Below are 17679 nucleotides of genomic sequence, written 5' to 3'. Positions count from 1 at the left end.
TCTGGACCCGTAAGCTGCCCGCGTGGCCGACACCCCGGATAACGCTCCCCTGAGCCTGCGCACCCAGGCGGCGCGTTTCATCATCACCGGCGGGTTGTCCGCGATCGTCGACTTCGGGTTGTACGTCGCGCTGCTCGCGCTCGGCCTGCACGTCAACCTGGCAAAGACGCTGAGTTTCATCGCCGGCACCACCACGGCGTATCTGATCAACCGGCGGTGGACCTTCCAGGCGCCGCCCAGCCGCGCCCGGTTCGTCGCGGTGATGGCGCTCTACGCACTCACCTACGCCGTCCAGGTCGGCATCAATTACCTGTTCTACCTGGAGTTCGCCGGGCGGCCCTGGCAGGTCCCGGTGGCCTTCGTGATCGCCCAGGGCACCGCCACGGTCATCAACTTCGTGGTGCAGCGAGCGGTGATATTCCGGTGGGCAGGAGCGCCGCGACCGGGGGATTAATCAAGCTGGAGTGACCGCGAACGGTACCCTTCATCACTGATATGTCTACCGAAACGGGCACCACCCTGCCGCTGACCGCGCGCACCCTGACCGGCTTCGGCCGCACCGCGCCGAGCGTGGCCCAGGTGTTGTCGACACCCGATGTCGAGGTCATCGCCGACGCCGTCAAGCGGGTCGCCGACGCCTCGGCCAGTGATCCCTCCTACTTGAAGCGCGGCATCATCGCCCGCGGCCTCGGCCGTTCCTACGGTGATCACGCCTGCAACGGCGGCGGCATCGTCGTCGACATGACCGCGCTGAGCCACATCCACTCGATCTCCGGGGACACCGCGATCGCCGATGTGGACGCCGGGGTCAGCCTCGACCAGCTGATGAAGGCCGCCCTGCCCTTCGGACTGTGGGTCCCGGTCCTGCCGGGCACCCGGCAGGTCACCGTGGGCGGGGCCATCGGCTCCGACATCCACGGCAAGAACCACCACAGCGCGGGCAGCTTCGGGAACCACGTGCTGTCGTTGGATCTGTTGATGGCCGACGGCGAGGTCCGCACGCTGGAGCCCGACGGTGACACCAGCGAGCTCTTCTGGGCCACCATCGGCGGCAACGGCCTGACCGGCATCGTGATCCGCGCCCGGATCGCCATGACCCGCACCGAGACCGCCTACTTCATCGCCGACGGGGTGGCCACCGCCGATCTGGACGAGACCATCGCCGTGCACACCGATGGCAGCGAGGACGCCTACACCTACTCCAGCGCGTGGTTCGACCTGATCAGCCCGCCGCCGAAGCTGGGCCGGGCCGCCGTCAGCCGGGGCAGCCTGGCCAAGCTGGATCAGTTGCCCGCCAAGCTAGCCCGCAATCCGCTGAAATTCGATGCGCCGCAACTGTTGAAGGTGCCCGACATCTTCCCGGTCAGTGCGATGAACAAGCTGTCGTTCACCGCGATCGGCGAGGTGTACTACCGCCTGGGCGGGACGTACCAGGGCAAGATCATGAACCTGTCGCAGTTCTACCACATGCTGGACCTGGTCAGCGGATGGAACAACGCTTACGGCCCAAAGGGATTCGCGCAGCACCAGTTCCTGGTGCCGCCGGACGCGCTGGACGAGTTCAAGGACATCATCCGGTGGATCCAGACCCGCGGCCAGTACTCGGCGCTCAACGTCTTCAAGCTGTTCGGCCCCGGCAACCGGGCGCCGCTGAGCTTCCCGATGGCGGGCTGGAACGTCGCGATGGACTTCCCGATCAAGGCCGGCGTCAACGAGTTCCTCAACGAACTCGACGACCGTGCCATGGAGTTCGGCGGCCGGGTCTACACCGCCAAGGACTCCCGGGTCAGCGCGGAGAAGTTCCACCGGATGTACCCACGCATCGACGAATGGATCGCGGTGCGCCGTAAGGCCGACCCGCACGGCGTCTTCGCCTCCGACATGGCCCGCCGCCTCGAACTCCTCTAGCTTGAATATTCAGAAAGGCTGACGCCCCTACATGATTGACGCGACCGGAAACCCGCAGACGATATTGCTGCTGGGCGGTACCTCCGAGATCGGCCTGGCGATCGTCGAGCGGTACCTGCGCAACGCCAAGGCCCGGGTGATCCTCGCCGACCTGCCGGGTGCACCGCGGCGGGACGCCGCGATCGCCCAACTGCAGGCCGCCGGCGCGAAATCGGTGGAATACCTGGACTTCGACGCCGTCGACACCGCATCGCACCCCGCTGTCATCGAAGCGGCATGGGCAGGAGGCGATGTCGACGTCGCCATCGTGGCGTTCGGCATTCTGGGCGACGCCGAGGAACTGTGGCAGAACCAGGCCAAGGCGGTGCTGACCGCCCAGGTCAACTACACCGCCGCGGTGTCGGTCGGTGTGCTGATCGGCGAACGGATGCGCGCCCAGGGATTCGGGCAGATCATCGCGATGTCCTCGGTGGCCGGGGAGCGGGTGCGCCGCTCCAACTTCGTGTACGGCTCCACCAAGGCCGGCCTGGACGGTTTCTACCTCGGTCTCGGGGAAGCGTTGCGCGAGTTCGGTGTTCACGTCCTGGTCATCCGGCCCGGCCAGGTGCGCACCACCACGACGCTGGAGCACTGGAAGGCGACCGGAGCCAAGGAGGCACCCTTCACCGTCGACAAGGAGGACGTCGCCGAACTGGCGGTCGCCTCGGCGGCCAAGGGCAAGGAATTGATCTGGGCGCCCGGGCCGGTGCGGTACCTGATGACCGTGATGCGGCACATCCCGCGGCCGGTCTTCCGCAAGCTGCCTCTTTGATGCTGATCGCGAGGACGGCCGGCCAGATGGTCGCCGCGGCAGCGACGGCCGCGGCGCTCACCGTCGTCGCCCTGCTGGCCATCGCCCGCGTCGAGTGGCCGGCGTACAACTCCTCGAACCAACTGCACGCGCTCACCACGGTCGGCCAGTTCGCCTGCTTGGCGGGGATTTTCATCGCCGGTGTGCTGTGGCGCACCGGTCGCCGGATGTTCGCCCGGATCGCCGCGGTGGTATTCCTGTCCGCGTTCAGCGTGGTCACGCTGGCCATGCCGCTGGGCGCCACCAGGCTGTATCTGTTCGGCATCTCGGTGGATCAGCAGTTCCGCACCGAGTACCTGACCCGGCTGGCCGAGAGTCCGGCGCTGCACGATATGACCTACATCGGTCTGCCGCCGTTCTACCCGGCGGGCTGGTTCTGGGTCGGGGGCCGGCTCGCCGATCTGACCGGCATGCCCGCCTGGGAGATGTTCAAACCGTGGTCGATCATCTCGATCACCGCGGCGATCGCCGTCGCATTCGTGTTGTGGTCGGCGATGGTGCGCTTCGAGATCGCGCTCGCGGTGACCACCGCCACCGCGGCGGTGACGCTGGCCTACACATCGGCCGAACCGTATGCCGCGGTGATCACCGTGCTGCTGCCGGCGGTCTTCGTGCTGGCGTGGTCGGGACTGAAGGCGAACCGGCCCGCCTGGGGTGCGGTCGTCGGCGTCGGTCTGTTCCTGGGTATGGCCGCGCTGTTCTACACCCTGCTGGTGGCCTACGCGGCGTTCACCGTCACCATCATGGCGCTGTTGCTGGCCGTCACCCGGCGCTGCCTCGCGCCGCTGTTGCGGCTGCTCGTCATGGGCGTGATCGCCGGACTACTGGCGTTGCTCACCTGGGCGCCCGTGCTACTGGCGATGGTGCGGGGTGAACCGGTCGGAAGCGGGTCCGCATTCCACTACCTGCCGATGGACGGCGCCGAACTGACCTTCCCGATGCTGGACTTCACCCTGCTCGGCGCGCTGTGCTTGCTCGGCACGGTCTGGCTCGTCGTACACGCCCGCAGCAGCACCCGCGCCGGTGCGTTGGCTGTCGCGGTGCTGGCCGTCTACGCCTGGTCGCTGCTGTCCATGCTGACCACCCTGGCCGGCACCACGCTGCTGTCCTTCCGCCTGCAGCCCACCCTGTCGGTGCTGCTGGCGGCGGCCGGAACCTTCGGGTTCATCTGGGTGACCCAGGCCGCGGTGGCGAGCTACCAGCACCCGGGCCGGCACATCGTGGCGGTCGCCGCGACCATCGGCGCGATCGGCGCGGTGACGTTCAGCCAGGACATCCCCGACGTGCTGCGCTCGGACATCACCGTGGCCTACACCGACACCGACGGCTACGGCGAGCGTGCCGACCGCCGCCCGCCCGGCGCCGAGCAGTACTACCGGGCACTGGACGAACGCATCCTCGAGGTGACCGGCCGGCCGCGCACCGAGACCGTCGTCATGACCGCGGACTACAGCTTCCTGTCCTTCTATCCCTACTACGGTTTCCAGGGCCTCACCTCGCACTACGCAAACCCGTTGGCGCAGTTCGAGGCCCGGTCCGCGGCCATCGAGAGCTGGGCGCTGCTGAGCACCCCGGACCAGTTCATCACCGCGCTGGACGAACTGCCCTGGGAGCCGCCGACGGTCTTCCTGATGCGTCGCGGCGGGCCGGACAGCTACACCCTGCGGCTGGCCGCCGACGTCTACCCGAATCAGCCCAACGTCAAGCGCTACCAGGTCGAGCTCAACGCCGCCCTGTTCTCCGATCCGCGCTGGGATGTGACCACCAACGGGCCGTTCGTGCTGGCCATCCGCAAACCGCACGCGGTCCACTGATGCCCGGACAACTAGCATCTAGCCCCGTGAACGACACGCAGGCCAATCACCGCACCACCCGACTGGTCGCCGTCGTCGCCGGGTTGCTCGGCACCATCCTGGCCATCGCCACCCCGTTCCTGCCCGTCACCCAGACCACCGCGACGCTGAACTGGCCGCAGAACGGGACCCTCGACAGCGTCGACGCCCCGTTGATCGGGTACGTCGCGACCGACCTGAACATCACCATCCCGTGCAGCACCGCGGCCGGGCTGGCCGGATCGCGCAACGTCCTGCTGTCCACGGTGCCCAAGCAGGCACCCAAGGCCGTCGACCGCGGGCTGCTCATCGAACGGGTCAACAACGAACTGCTGGTCATCGTGCGCAACACCCCGGTGGTCAGCGCCCCCCTGAGCGAGGTGCTCAGCCCGGCCTGCCAGCAGCTGGTGTTCACCGCGCACGCCGACAAGGTGACCGGCGAGTTCGTCGGACTGACTCAAGGCCCGGACGACCGGGACCCCGGTGAACCGGTGCGCGGCGAGCGCGGCGGTTACGACTTCCGGCCCCAGATCGTCGGTGTGTTCACCGATCTGGCCGGCCCCGCCCCGCCGGGCCTGCAGTTCTCGGCCACCATCGACACCCGCTACAGCAGCTCGCCCACTCACCTCAAGACCGTGGTGATGGTGCTGGGCCTGCTGATGACGATCGCGTCGCTGATCGCGCTGCACCGCCTCGACATCGCCGACGGCATGCGGCACCGTCGCTTCCTGCCGCAGCGCTGGTGGTCGGTCACCAGACTCGACGCACTGGTCGCCACGCTGTTGGTGTGGTGGCATTTCGTCGGCGCCAACACCGCCGACGACGGCTACATCCTGACGATGGCCCGGGTGTCCGAACATGCCGGCTACATGGCCAACTACTACCGCTGGTTCGGTACGCCGGAGGCCCCGTTCGGCTGGTACTACGACCTCTTGGCGCTGTGGGCGCAGGTGTCGACCGCGAGCATCTGGGTCCGGCTGCCGACTCTGCTGATGGGTCTGGCCTGCTGGTGGATCATCAGCCGCGAGGTCATCCCCCGTCTCGGTGCCGCAGTCAAGAAGAGCCGCCCGGCGGCGTGGACCGCTGCCGCGATGTTCCTGGCGTTCTGGCTGCCGCTGAACAACGGCCTGCGCCCCGAACCGATCATCGCCGTCGGCATCCTGCTGACCTGGTGCTCGGTGGAGCGCGGGGTGGCGACCAGCCGGTTGCTGCCGGTCGCGGTGGCGATCATCATCGGGGCGCTGACCCTGTTCTCCGGGCCTACCGGTATCGCCGCTGTGGGCGCGCTGCTGGTGGCGATCGGCCCGCTCAGAACGATTGTGGCCGCGCATGTCTCGCGGTTCGGCTATATGGCCCTGCTGGCGCCGATCGCGGCGGCCGGCACCGTCACCATCTTCCTGATCTTCCGGGACCAGACCCTGGTCAGCGAACTGCAGGCCAGCTCGTTCAAGTCCACCATCGGCCCCAGCCTGGCCTGGTTCGACGAGCACATCCGCTACTCCCGGCTGTTCACCACCAGCCCGGACGGTTCGGTGGCACGGCGCTTCGCGGTGCTGACCCTGCTGTTGGCGCTGGCCATCTCGATCGCGATGACGTTGCGCAAGGGCCGGATTCCCGGCACCGCCATCGGGCCGGCCCAGCGGATGATCGGGATCACCGTCATCTCATTCCTGTCGCTGATGTTCACCCCCACCAAGTGGACCCACCACTTCGGGGTGTTCGCCGGCCTGGCCGGTTCCATCGGCGCACTGGCCGCGGTCGCGATCACCGCGGCGGCGATGAGCTCCAAGCGCAACCGCACCATCGTGACCGGTGCCATCCTGTTCGCGACGGCGCTGTCCTTCGCGACCGTGAACGGCTGGTGGTACGTCTCGAACTTCGGTGTCCCGTGGTCGAACGACTTCCCGCGCCTGTCCATCGGTTTCACCACCATCCTGCTCGGGCTGGCGGTGCTGGCGCTGCTGGTCGCGGCCTGGCTGCATTTCTCCGGCCGGGACTTCGGGGACCGGCCGTGGACCCGGTTCACGACGGCTCCGCTGGCCGTCGTCACCTGGGCGGTGGTGCTGTTCCAGGTGATCTCGCTGACGATGGCGGTCGTGGGGCAGTACCCCGCCTGGACCGTGGGTCGATCCAATCTGGATGCGTTGCGCGGCAAGACCTGTGGCCTGGCCACCGATGTGATGGTCGAACAGGACCCCAACGTCGGCATGCTGACCCCGATCGATACCCCGGTGTCCGAGGCGCTGGGCGCGGTCACCGCGGACAACTTCACGCCCAACGGCATTCCCGACGACATCGAAGCCGACCCGGTGTCCGAACAGCCCGGGGACAGCAACTTCGCCGATTCCGCGAACAGCGACGAGACGGGTAGTGAACCGGGCACCGAGGGCGGCGTCACCGCCGCGGCCGGGGTGAACGGTTCGGTCGCCCGGCTGCCCTACAACCTGGACCCCACCCGCACCCCGGTGCTCGGTAGCTGGCGGTCCGGCCCGCAGGCCCCCGCCGCGCTGCGTTCGGCGTGGTACCGGCTGCCTCCGAGTGACGAACGCGGTCCGCTGCTGGTGGTCGCCGCGGCCGGCCGCTTCGATCCGGGCGAGGTCCTGGTGCAGTGGGCCACCGAGGAGCAGGCCGAGAGCGGAAAGCCGGGCGGCACAATCGGTTTCGCGGATGTCGGCGCCGTGCCGGCATGGCGCAACCTGCGCGCCCCGATGTCCGCCATCCCGGCCGAGGCCACCCGGGTGCGCCTGGTCGCCTCCGACGACGACCTGGCCCCGCAGCACTGGATCGCCGTCACCCCGCCGCGCATCCCCGAGTTGCGCACCCTGCAGGAGGTCGTCGGGTCCACCGATCCGGTGATGCTTGATTGGCTGGTCGGCCTGGCGTTCCCGTGCCAGCGGCCGTTCTTCCACAACAACGGCGTGACCGAGGTCCCCAAGTGGCGCATCCTGCCGGACCGCTTCGGCGCCGAGGCCAACTCGCCGGTGATGGACTACCTGGGCGGCGGGCCGCTCGGCATCACCGAGTTGCTGCTGCGTGCGGTGCCGGTGCCCACCTACCTCAAGGACGACTGGTTCCGCGACTGGGGTTCCCTGCAGCAGCTGCGGCAGTTCTACCCGAACGCGAGGACCGCCGAACTCGAGCTCGGCACCGCCACCCGCAGCGGGCTGTGGAGCCCGGCACCGCTCCGCCCGAGCTAGCGGCGGCCCGCCAGGATCGCCTCGATGTTGCGTTCCGCCAGCGCGGTGATCGTCATGAACGGGTTGCAGCCGATGTAGCCGGGGATGAGCGAGGCGTCGTTCACGTACAGGTTCTCATGACCGTGCACGCGCCCGAACAGATCGGTGGCCTTGCCCCGGACGCAGCCACCGAGTGGGTGAACAGTGTTGGGCGCGAAGGCCTTTCCTTCGAACAAGTCGTCGCGGTAGTCCACCCCGTTGGCCTGGGTGACCCGGTCGAACACCAGCTTCGCCCGCGCAACCAGGTGATCGGTGTGGCTCTGCGGCCAGTCGATGCTGATCGAATCGGACTGCCGGTCATAGCCGATCACCGCCCGGTCGCCGGTGCGCACCATGGCGTAGTAGCCCAGCGCGTATGTCTCGACCGGCAGCGGCATCGAGAACATGCTGGCGTACACCGGATTGTCCGGATCGGACCGGCCGTCCAGGTTGATCATGCCCAGCAGTGACTGCTGCGTACCGGCCGGATCCTGCTCGGCCAGCATGTGCGAGACCATGATGTCGCCGTTGTTGCCGTACCCGTTGCCGAGTTCGTCGTCCAGGTTGGGCAGATCGCCGGTCTCCCGGGCGCGCAGCAGCAGATGGTTGGTGCCGAGCACCCCGGCCGCCAGATACAGCTGCTCACAACCGATCTCCTGGCGCGCGACCTCGGTGCCCCAGCGGTCGATCTCGCGGACGGACACCACGTACTCGCCGGAGGGTTCCTGGCGGATACCGGTCACCTCGGTGAGCGGCCGCAGGGTGACGTGGCCGGTCTGCAGCGCTTCGGCGACGTAGGTCTGGTCCACGCTGCCGAACCGGCCGTGGTTGTTGCCGTACTGCTGTTCCCAGTCCAGTGCCGAGCGCGGCACTTCGCCGGCGGCCTCGCGCATCATGTAGTCGAACGAGTAGGCGCTGCCGCTGTAGTCCACCCCGTACCCGGCGGCCGCGGCGTACTTGCGCCCCACCCGCGCGTACTGGAAGTACGGGGTCTGCTCGAACCAGTTCATATCGCGGTAGCTGATCCGCAGCGTGGTCTTGGCCCGCTCGACGTAGGTGCCCAGGAACTCCGCCGGGTCCATATCGGGGAACGCCGCGTGCACCTGGTCGGGGGTGGGCACCGCCGCGATGGCGGCGTTGACCATCGAGCCGCCGCCCACGGCGATGCCGCGGAACACGTCGTGGGCGCCGTAGGTCACCTTGTCACAGATCCCGGCCTGCACCGGCTGCGGAGACGGATTCTGCGCGGCCACCGCGTTCACCGACACGCCCATGAACGAGGGCACCAGGCTGGGCGGCACCTCCTTGAACCAGCCCGCCCGGGTGTCGGCCGGCAGCATCTTCGAGAAGCGCTTGCCGTCCTCGTCGGGGGTGTCCCACAGCCGGCCACGCTCCAGGATCAGGGTGTCCACCCCGGCCTGGCCCAGGCGCAGCGCGCTGACACCCCCGCCGTAACCGCTGCCCACCACGATGGCCCGATGGAATTGTCGGTTTGCCGGTCGCTCACCGGACGGGCTGGACTGGCATGCTGCAGTCAACCCCGCGACACCTGTGACGAGGCCGGTCGTAGCAACCAGGAACCGCCGTCTCGTCAGCATGACCTGCAACTACACTCCACATATTTCGTAGCAAACGTCAATTCAGCACGGTTCCATGTTTGCACGGCAGCAATAACACGGTTAAATAGGCGTTCGTACCGAAGACGACTATCCGACTGGCAAGGATACGAAGTGACAGACCCGCAGTCCGGCAGATCGCCCAGAAGGCTGGGTGCGTCGCGGTATCTGTGGTTGCTCAGCGCGGTCGTGCCGGGGTTGATCGTACTGGCCTGGATCCTGGTCCAGCTGACCGACCTGTCGGTGTTCTGGTGGACCGGCCCGATCATGGCGTTCATCCTAGTTCCCCTCGTCGACCAGATCGTCGATCTCCGTGCGGACATGTCGGAGTTGGATTCGCCACATCAGCTCGAAGACGACAAGTTTTACCGCTGCGTCACCTATCTGTACTTGCCGGGCCAGTATCTTTCGCTGATCTTTGTTTGCTGGCTGTGGAGTGGCGGCGGTTGGGTGACGATGAGCACCGTCGACAAGGTCGGACTGATGGCCACCACCGGCATCGTCGGCGGCATCGCCATCAACGCCGCACACGAATTGGGGCACCGGCGCGCGAGCGCTGAGAAACGCCTCAGCAAGATTGCCCTTGCGCAAACTGGATATGGGCATTTTTTCGTCGAACACAACCGGGGCCACCACCTGCGGGTGGCTACTGCCGAGGATCCAGCCAGCGCACGCCTCGGCGAAAGCGTCTACCGGTTCATCCCGCGGTCGGTGCTCGGCGGGCTGCGCTCGGCCTGGCAACTGGAGACCGCGCGGCTGGCCCGGGCCGGCAAGCGGTGGTGGTCGCCGGCCAACGAGATCCTAAACGCCTGGCTGCTGACCGCGACCCTGTTCGCAGGACTGGTCGCCTGGTTCGGCCCCGTCATCATCCCGTTTCTGCTCGGGCAGGCCGTCATCGGCGTCTGCCTGCTGGAGACGGTGAACTACCTGGAGCACTACGGTCTGCGCCGGCAGCGCCTCGACGACGGCGGCTACGAGCCCGTCGGGCAGCGGCACAGCTGGAACAGCGACACGCTGATCGCCAATGTGTTCCTCTACCACCTGCAGCGGCACTCCGACCATCACGCGAACCCGCACAAGCCCTACCAGACCCTGCAGCACTGCGATCAGGCTCCACAGCTGCCCGCCGGCTACGGGAACATGCTGGTGCTGGCCTGGTGCCCGCCGTTGTGGCGGTGGGTGATGGATCGGCGGGTGTTGGCCCACTACGGCGGCGACATTCGGCTGGCCGCGCTCAAACCCGCCGACGTGCCACGCGGGTCGTCCGATGATGCCGGGGGACGCGTCGCTTACCCTTGAGCCTCGTGCCCGATAGGACAGTCCGCCTCGTCGCCATCATCACGGGCCTTGTCGGCTTCCTGCTGTGCGCGCTCGTCCCGCTGCTGCCGGTCAGGCAGTCGACGGCCGCGATCCACTGGCCGCAATCCGCCGACGCCGACGGCTTCGCCGCGGACGTCACCGCGCCGCTGGTCTCGGGGGCGCCCAAGTCGTTGAACGTGACCATCCCGTGCCGGGCCGTGGCCACCCTGCCCGCCGACGGCGGATTGGTGTTCTCCACCATCCCGCCGGGCGGCATCGACGCCGGCCGCAACGGCCTGTTCGTCAACGCCAACTCCGACGTCGTGTACGTCGCGTTCCGTGACACCGTCGCCGCGGTCGCGCCGCGCGAGGCGGTCGACGCCGGCGCCTGCAGCGAACTGCGGATCTGGGCCGATGTGGGCGCGGTCGGCGCTGACTTCGTCGGCATCCCCGGTGCCACCGGCACGCTGAGCGTAGACAAACGTCCGCAGGTGGCCGGCCTGTTCACCGAGCTGCGGGTGGCTCCGGACTCCGGGCTGTCCGCGCACGTCGACATCGACACCCGGTTCATCACCTCCCCGACCGCGCTGAAGACGGCCGTGATGGTGCTCGGCGTCGCCGCGGTGCTGGCGTCCATCGTGGCGCTGGCAATGCTGGACCGCAGGGTCGGGCGCCGCGCGCCGCCCGCGCCACGCCGCCGGAGCCTGTCGGTGTGGCTGGCCGACACCGGCGTCATCGGCGCCCTGCTGATCTGGCACATAGTCGGGCCGCCGACCTCCGACGACGGCTACAACCTGACGATGGCCCGGGTCTCCGGCGAGGCCGGTTACATCACGAACTACTTCCGGTACTTCGGCGCCTCGGAGGCCCCGTTCGACTGGTATCAGAGCGTGCTCGCCCAGCTGGCGTCGATCAGCACCGCCGGCGTCTGGATGCGCCTGCCCGCCACCGCCGCCGCGATCGGCACCTGGTTGCTGATCAGCCGCTTCGTGCTGCCGCGCCTGGGCAGCCGGCTGGTCCGCAACCGGGCCGCCGTGTGGACCGCCGGCGCGGTGTTCCTGGCCGCCTGGCTGCCGTTCAACAACGGCCTGCGCCCGGAGCCGCTGATCGCCTTCGCTGTGGTGCTGATCTGGATGCTGGTGGAGATCTCGGTGGGCACCCGCCGGCTGTGGCCGACCGCCGCCGCCGTCGTCGTCGCCGCCTTCACCGTGACACTGGCCCCGCAGGGGCTGATCGCCCTGGCGCCGCTGCTGGTGGGCGCCCGCGCCATCACCCGGGTGATCGCCGACCGTCGCGCCGCGCACGGCGTGCTGGCGCCGCTGGCCGCGCTGTCGGCCGCCGCCTCGCTGATCTTCGTGATCGTGTTCCGGGACCAGACCCTGGCCACGGTCGCGGAGTCGGCCCGCATCAAGTACGTGGTGGGCCCCACGATCCCCTGGTATCAGGAGTTCCTGCGCTACTACTTCCTGACCGTCGAGGACAGCGTGGACGGATCGCTGACCCGCCGGTTCGCGGTCCTGATCCTGCTGCTGTGCCTGTTCGGGCTGCTGATGGTGATGCTGCGCCGCGGCACCGTGCCGGGCGCGATGAACGGGCCGGTGTGGCGGCTGATCGGCAGCACCGGGATCGGGCTGTTGCTGCTGACCCTGACCCCGACCAAGTGGGCGATCCAGTTCGGTGCATTCGCCGGTCTGGCCGGCGCGCTGGGCGGAGTGACGGCGTTCGCCCTGGCCCGGGTCGGTCTGCACAGCAGGCGCAACCTGGCCCTCTACGTGACGGCCCTGCTGTTCGTCCTGGCCTGGGCGACCTCGGGCATCAACGGCTGGTTCTACACCGGTAACTACGGGGTGCCATGGTTCGACAAGCAGCCCGTCATCGTCGGCTACCCGGTGACCACCATCTTCCTGGTGCTGGCCATTGCCGGCGGCCTGCTGACGGCCTGGCTGCACTTCCGCATCGACTACGCCGGGCACACCGAGGTCGCCGACACCGGCCGCAACCGGGCGCTGGCGTCCACCCCGCTGCTGGTGGTCGCCGTGATCATGGTGGTGCTCGAGCTCGGCTCGATGGTCAAGGCCACCGTCGGGCGCTACCCCGTCTACACCACCGGGTCGGCCGGCCTGGCGGCGCTGCGGTCGGGTCTTTCCGGAGACAGTTGCGCGATGGCCGACGCGGTTCTGGTCGAGGCCGACACCAACGCCGGCCTGCTGCAACCGGTCCCGGGTCAGCGCTTCGGGCCCTACGGTCCGCTGGGCGGGGAGAAACCGATCGGCTTCACCCCCAACGGTGTCAGTGACACCCTCGAACCCCCCGAACCCGTGGCCGGCAACCCCGGCACACCGAACTCCGACGGGCCGGTCGACAAGCCCAATGTCGGTGTGGGTTACGCGGCCGGCACCGGCGGCGGCTACGGCCCCGAAGGCGTCAACGGATCCCGCGTGTTCCTGCCGTTCGGACTGGACCCGGACCGCACCCCGGTGATGGGCAGCTTCGACGAGAACACCCTTGCCGCCAAGGCCACCTCGGCCTGGTACCAGCTGCCGCCGCGCACCCCGGACCGGCCGCTGGTGACCGTCGCCGCGGCCGGCGCCATCTGGTTCTACGAGGAGGACGGGTCGTTCAACTACGGCCAGTCGCTGAAACTGCAGTGGGGCGTGCACCGCCCAGACGGGACCTATCAGGCACTGTCGGAGGTCCAGCCGATCGACACCTTCTATCAGAAGGCCTGGCGCAACCTGCGTTTCCCGCTGACCTCGGCGCCGCCGGAGGCCAATGTCGCCCGCATCGTCGCCGATGACCCGAACCTGTCCGAGGACCAGTGGTTCGCGTTCACCCCGCCCAGGGTGCCGGTGCTGCAGACCGCCCAGGACTTCCTCGGCACGCAGACCCCGGTGCTGATGGACATCGCGACCGCGGCGAACTTCCCGTGCCAGCGGCCCTTCGCCGAGCATCTCGGGGTGGCCGAGCTGCCGGAGTACCGGATCCTGCCCAACTTCAAACAGATGGTGGCCTCGTCGAACCAGTGGCAGTCCGCCGATGACGGTGGACCGTTCCTGTTCATCCAGGCACTGTTGCGCACCGCCACCATCCCCACTTATCTGCGCGATGACTGGTACCGCGACTGGGGTTCCCTCGAGCGCTACATCCGGGTCGTGCCGAGCGCCGAGGCGCCCGACGCCGTCATCGAGGAAGGGACGGCCAACGTGTTCGGCTGGAGTCGCGGCGGACCGATCAGGGCCCTCCCGTGAACGAGCCGACCCGAGCCGTGAACGAACGGAACGCGATGAACGACGTGAAGATCGCCCGCTGGGTTGCCACGATTGCCGGCCTGCTCGGCTTCGTGATGGCGGTGGCCGTCCCGTTGCTGCCGGTCACCCAGACCACGGCGACCTTGAATTGGCCTCAGGGCGGCCAGCTCTCGAACGTCACCGCGCCGCTGATCTCCCAGGCGCCGGTGAGCCTGACCGCGACCGTGCCGTGTTCGGTGATCCGCGACATGCCGGCCGACGGCGGTTTGGTGATGGGCACCGCACCCGCGCAGGGCCGCGACGCCGCGCTGAACGCGATGCTGGTGACGGTCAGCCCCGAAGCTGCTGACGAACCCGCACGGGTGGACGTCATCGTCCGAAACGTGGTGGTGGCCAGCGTCGAACGTGACCGGGTCTCCGGTTGTTCGACGATCCGGATCACCTCCGACCACGACGGCACCTACGCCGACTTCATCGGGCTGACCCAGGACTCGGGAGAGAACGCGGGGTCCCCGCAGCGCACCGGCTATCCCGACCCGAACCTGCGTCCGGCGGTCGTCGGCGTGTTCACCGATCTGACCGGCGCTGCCCCGCAAGGGTTGTCGCTGTCAGCGGAGATCGACAGCCGGTTCACCACACAGCCGACCGCACTGAAACTCATCGCGATCGTGCTGGCCATCATCTCGACCGTCATCGCAGTGCTGGCGCTGTGGCGCCTCGACCGTGTCGACGGCCGGCGGATGCACCGGCTGATCCCGACCCGCTGGCGGACCCTGACCGTCGTGGACGTGTTCGTGGTCGCGGTCTTCGTGATCTGGTACATCATCGGCACCAACTCCTCCGATGACGGCTACCAGATGCAGATGGCCCGCACCGCGGAGCACTCCGGGTACATGGCCAACTACTTCCGCTGGTTCGGCGTTCCCGAGGACCCGTTCGGTTGGTACTACAACGTGCTCGCGCTGATGTCCCAGGTGAGCACCGCGAGCATCTGGATGCGACTGCCCGACCTGATCTGTTCGCTGATCTGTTGGTTGCTGCTGTCCCGTGAGGTGCTGCCCCGACTGGGGCCCGCGGTGGTCGCCAGCCGTCCGGCGCTGTGGGCCGCCGGTCTGGTGCTGCTGGGCTCGTGGATGGCGTTCAACAACGGCCTGCGCCCGGAGGGCCAGATCGCCACCGGCGCCCTGATCACCTACGTGCTCATCGAGCGGGCGGTCACCTCCGGCCGGCTCACACCCGCCGCGCTGGCCATCTTCTCCGCGGCCTTCACCCTCGGCATCCAGCCCACCGGGCTGATAGCGGTGGCCGCGCTGGTGGCCGGTGGGCGGCCCATCCTGCGGATCATCATGCGTAGGCGGCGGATCGTCGGTACCTGGCCGCTGCTGGCACCTCTGCTCGCGGCCGGCACCGTCATCCTGGCGGTGGTGTTCGCCGACCAGACGATCGCAACGGTCCTGGAGGCCACCAGGATTCGCACCGCCATCGGGCCCAGCCAGGAGTGGTACACCGAGAACCTGCGCTACTACTACCTGATCCTGCCCACCGTGGACGGTGCGATCTCGCGCCGGTTCGCCTTCCTGTTCACCGCGCTGTGCCTGTTCCCGGCGCTGTTCATGATGTTGCGCCGCAAACGGATCGCCGGGATCGCGCGCGGTCCGGCCTGGCGGCTGATGGGCATCATCTTCGCGACCATCTTCTTCCTGATGTTCACCCCCACCAAGTGGATCCACCACTTCGGCCTGTTCGCCGCGGTGGGTGGCGCCATGGCCGCGCTCACCACGGTGATGGTGTCCCGCACGGTGCTGCGCTCGGCACGCAACCGGGTGGCGTTCCTGGCGCTGGTGTTCTTCGTGCTGGCACTGTGCTTCGCCTCGGTCAACGGCTGGTGGTACGTCTCCAACTTCGGTGTGCCGTTCAACAATTCGGTCCCGGCGATCGCCGGCGTGACGATCAGTACGGTGTTCTTCGTCCTGTTCGCGATCACCGCGCTGTGGGCGTTCTGGCTGCACGTGTCCGGGAAACCCGATTCGCGACTGGCCGACCGGCTCACCGCCGCGCCGATCCCGATCGCCGCCGGATTCATGGTGTTGGTCTTCGTGGCCTCGATGGCCATCGGCGTGGTCCGCCAGTACCCGACGTATTCGAACGCCTGGGCCAACGTCCGCGCCTTCACCGGCGGCTGCGGGATGGCCGACGACGTACTGGTCGAACCCGATTCCAATGACGGGTTCCTGCGCGCGCTGCCGGGCGACTACGGCCCGCTGGGACCGCTGGGCGGCGCCGGCGCACCGGGTTTCAGCCCCAACGGGGTCCCCGACCGGATCATCGCCGAGGCGATCCGGCTGAACAACCCGCAGCCCGGCACCGACTACGACTGGAATCGTCCGATCCGGTTGTCCCGGCCCGGAATCAACGGATCGCGGGTGCCGCTGCCCTACGGGCTGGACCCGGCGCGGGTTCCGGTCGCGGGCACGTACTCCACCGAGGCGCAGCAGGAGAGCCGACTCACCTCGGCCTGGTACGAGTTGCCCCCGCCCGACGACGCCCACCCGCTGGTCACCATCACCGCCGCCGGCACCATCGCCGGCAGCAGCGTGGCCAAGGGCCAGACCTCCGGCCAGACAGTGGAACTGGAGTACGCGGTGGCCGGCCCGGACGGCGCCCCGGTGCCGTCGGGCCGGGTCAGCCCGTACGACATCGGCCCGACACCGTCCTGGCGGAACCTGCGCTACCCGCGCGAGCAGATCCCGGCCGACGCGATCGCGGTGCGAGTGGTGGCCGAGGACCTGTCACTGGGCCAGGGTGATTGGGTCGCGGTGACTCCGCCACGCGTGCCCGAGGTCCGCTCGGTGCAGGAGTACATCGGATCGGAACAGCCGGTGCTGCTGGACTGGGCCGTGGGCCTGGCGTTCCCGTGCCAGCGACCGATGCTGCACGCCAACGGCGTCACCGAGATCCCGAAGTTCCGGATCTCCCCGGATTACTTCGCGAAACTGCAGAGCACCGACACCTGGCAGCAAGGAACCGAAGGCGGACTGTTGGGCATCACCGACCTGCTGCTGCGGGCCTCGGTGATGTCTACCTACCTGTCCCAGGACTGGGGTCAGGACTGGGGTTCGCTACGGCGCTTCGACACCATCGTCGACGCCGAACCGGCACAGCTCGAGCTGGGGCGGGCCACCCGTTCCGGGCTGTACTCGCCCGGCGAGATCCGGATCGGCCCTTAGCCGTTCGCTACAACTTCACGTAGCCGACACGGCTGCCGAACACGATGTCCTGCAACGACCGTCGCCGGACATCGACCGCCGCCCAGAGCAGGCCGACGGGGAAGAGCACGCACACGGCGGCGCGTAGCACCGCGATCGCCGGGGCGATCCTGCCGCCGCGCCGACCGGTCACCCGCAGGCCCATGACCGCTGCGCCCGCGGTGCATCCCGACACTGCCCAGCAGACGGTCAGATAGCAGACCGCGACGGCGAACATGACCGCCGTGGAGAACACCGCGTTCAGCGTCGGGAAGCTGAATGTCGACGGGTTGAACATCAGCCGGAGCAGGATCAGGTCGATCCGCTGCCGCGCCAACGCATTCAGGTCGAGCTGGTCGAGCACCATCTCGATACCGGCGCCCAACACGTGCTCACCGCGGGCCTGCAGGGCACGGCGACCGCGGTTCAGCCGGGCGCCGACCACCGGGAGTTGCTCGGCGCCGCG

At 68.5% G+C, this 17679-nt stretch carries 10 protein-coding genes; 8 read left to right on the top strand and 2 right to left on the bottom strand.

The annotated features are described in order from the left end of the window. The first annotated feature begins 22 nt into the window (after window positions 1-22). From V4U86_RS01110 to V4U86_RS01090, 5 genes are read left to right on the top strand one after another with little or no spacing between them, the layout of a single operon-like run. A complete protein-coding gene (locus V4U86_RS01110; RefSeq protein ID WP_395309473.1) occupies window positions 23-454 on the top strand; it encodes a GtrA family protein in 432 nt (143 codons plus the stop codon). A gap of 41 nt (window positions 455-495) precedes the next feature. Next, window positions 496-1908: an FAD-binding oxidoreductase gene (locus V4U86_RS01105; protein WP_395309472.1), complete on the top strand. Its 1413-nt coding sequence runs from the start codon at window positions 496-498 to the stop codon at window positions 1906-1908. Between the two features lie 31 nt (window positions 1909-1939). Next, window positions 1940-2719 carry a decaprenylphospho-beta-D-erythro-pentofuranosid-2-ulose 2-reductase gene (locus V4U86_RS01100; protein ID WP_395309471.1) on the top strand — a complete coding sequence of 260 codons (780 nt, stop codon included), beginning with the start codon at window positions 1940-1942 and terminating at the stop codon, window positions 2717-2719. Continuing rightward, window positions 2719-4572, top strand: coding sequence for a galactan 5-O-arabinofuranosyltransferase (locus V4U86_RS01095; protein ID WP_395309470.1), 1854 nt, complete (start codon window positions 2719-2721; stop codon window positions 4570-4572). Before V4U86_RS01100 ends, V4U86_RS01095 begins: the two co-directional genes overlap by 1 nt. Further along, window positions 4572-7787 (top strand): arabinosyltransferase domain-containing protein, encoded by a 3216-nt coding sequence (locus V4U86_RS01090; protein WP_395309469.1) that lies wholly within the window; start codon window positions 4572-4574, stop codon window positions 7785-7787. Before V4U86_RS01095 ends, V4U86_RS01090 begins: the two co-directional genes overlap by 1 nt. Here the strand turns inward: V4U86_RS01090 and V4U86_RS01085 are convergent. Continuing rightward, the gene (locus tag V4U86_RS01085; protein ID WP_395309468.1) at window positions 7784-9274 is read right to left on the bottom strand and encodes a GMC oxidoreductase; all 1491 of its coding nucleotides are present in this window, start codon (window positions 9272-9274) and stop codon (window positions 7784-7786) included. The genes V4U86_RS01090 and V4U86_RS01085 overlap by 4 nt on opposite strands. A gap of 261 nt (window positions 9275-9535) precedes the next feature. On the opposite strand from V4U86_RS01085, the gene V4U86_RS01080 reads away from it, so the two are divergent. The 3 genes from V4U86_RS01080 to V4U86_RS01070 are packed head-to-tail and all read left to right on the top strand — an operon-like array spanning window position 9536 to window position 17195. Next, window positions 9536-10720 carry an alkane 1-monooxygenase gene (locus V4U86_RS01080; RefSeq protein WP_395309467.1) on the top strand — a complete coding sequence of 395 codons (1185 nt, stop codon included), beginning with the start codon at window positions 9536-9538 and terminating at the stop codon, window positions 10718-10720. A gap of 5 nt (window positions 10721-10725) precedes the next feature. Next, window positions 10726-13968, top strand: a complete 3243-nt coding sequence (locus V4U86_RS01075) for an arabinosyltransferase domain-containing protein (RefSeq protein ID WP_395309466.1) — start codon at window positions 10726-10728, stop codon at window positions 13966-13968. A 35-nt stretch (window positions 13969-14003) separates the two neighbouring features. Continuing rightward, window positions 14004-17195 (top strand): arabinosyltransferase domain-containing protein, encoded by a 3192-nt coding sequence (locus V4U86_RS01070; RefSeq protein ID WP_395309465.1) that lies wholly within the window; start codon window positions 14004-14006, stop codon window positions 17193-17195. Between the two features lie 7 nt (window positions 17196-17202). On the opposite strand, the gene V4U86_RS01065 is transcribed toward V4U86_RS01070, so the two are convergent. Further along, window positions 17203-17580, bottom strand: a complete 378-nt coding sequence (locus V4U86_RS01065; RefSeq protein ID WP_395312277.1) for an RDD family protein — start codon at window positions 17578-17580, stop codon at window positions 17203-17205. Window positions 17581-17679: the final 99 nt, after the last annotated feature.

Source organism: Mycobacterium sp. AMU20-3851 (assembly GCF_043974665.1).
Classification (GTDB): Bacteria; Actinomycetota; Actinomycetes; order Mycobacteriales; family Mycobacteriaceae; genus Mycobacterium.
This window is presented reverse-complemented; position numbering and strand designations above follow the sequence as displayed.

Bases quoted from the DNA above. Each gene is read 5' to 3' on its own strand.
- V4U86_RS01105 (WP_395309472.1), top strand. From the start codon at position 496: ATGTCTACCGAAACGGGCACCACCCTGCCGCTGACCGCGCGCACCCTG.
- V4U86_RS01100 (WP_395309471.1), top strand. From the start codon at position 1,940: ATGATTGACGCGACCGGAAACCCGCAGACGATATTGCTGCTGGGCGGT.
- V4U86_RS01095 (WP_395309470.1), top strand. From the start codon at position 2,719: ATGCTGATCGCGAGGACGGCCGGCCAGATGGTCGCCGCGGCAGCGACG.
- V4U86_RS01090 (WP_395309469.1), top strand. From the start codon at position 4,572: ATGCCCGGACAACTAGCATCTAGCCCCGTGAACGACACGCAGGCCAAT.
- V4U86_RS01070 (WP_395309465.1), top strand. From the start codon at position 14,004: ATGAACGACGTGAAGATCGCCCGCTGGGTTGCCACGATTGCCGGCCTG.
- V4U86_RS01065 (WP_395312277.1), bottom strand. From the start codon at position 17,580: ATGGTGCTCGACCAGCTCGACCTGAATGCGTTGGCGCGGCAGCGGATC.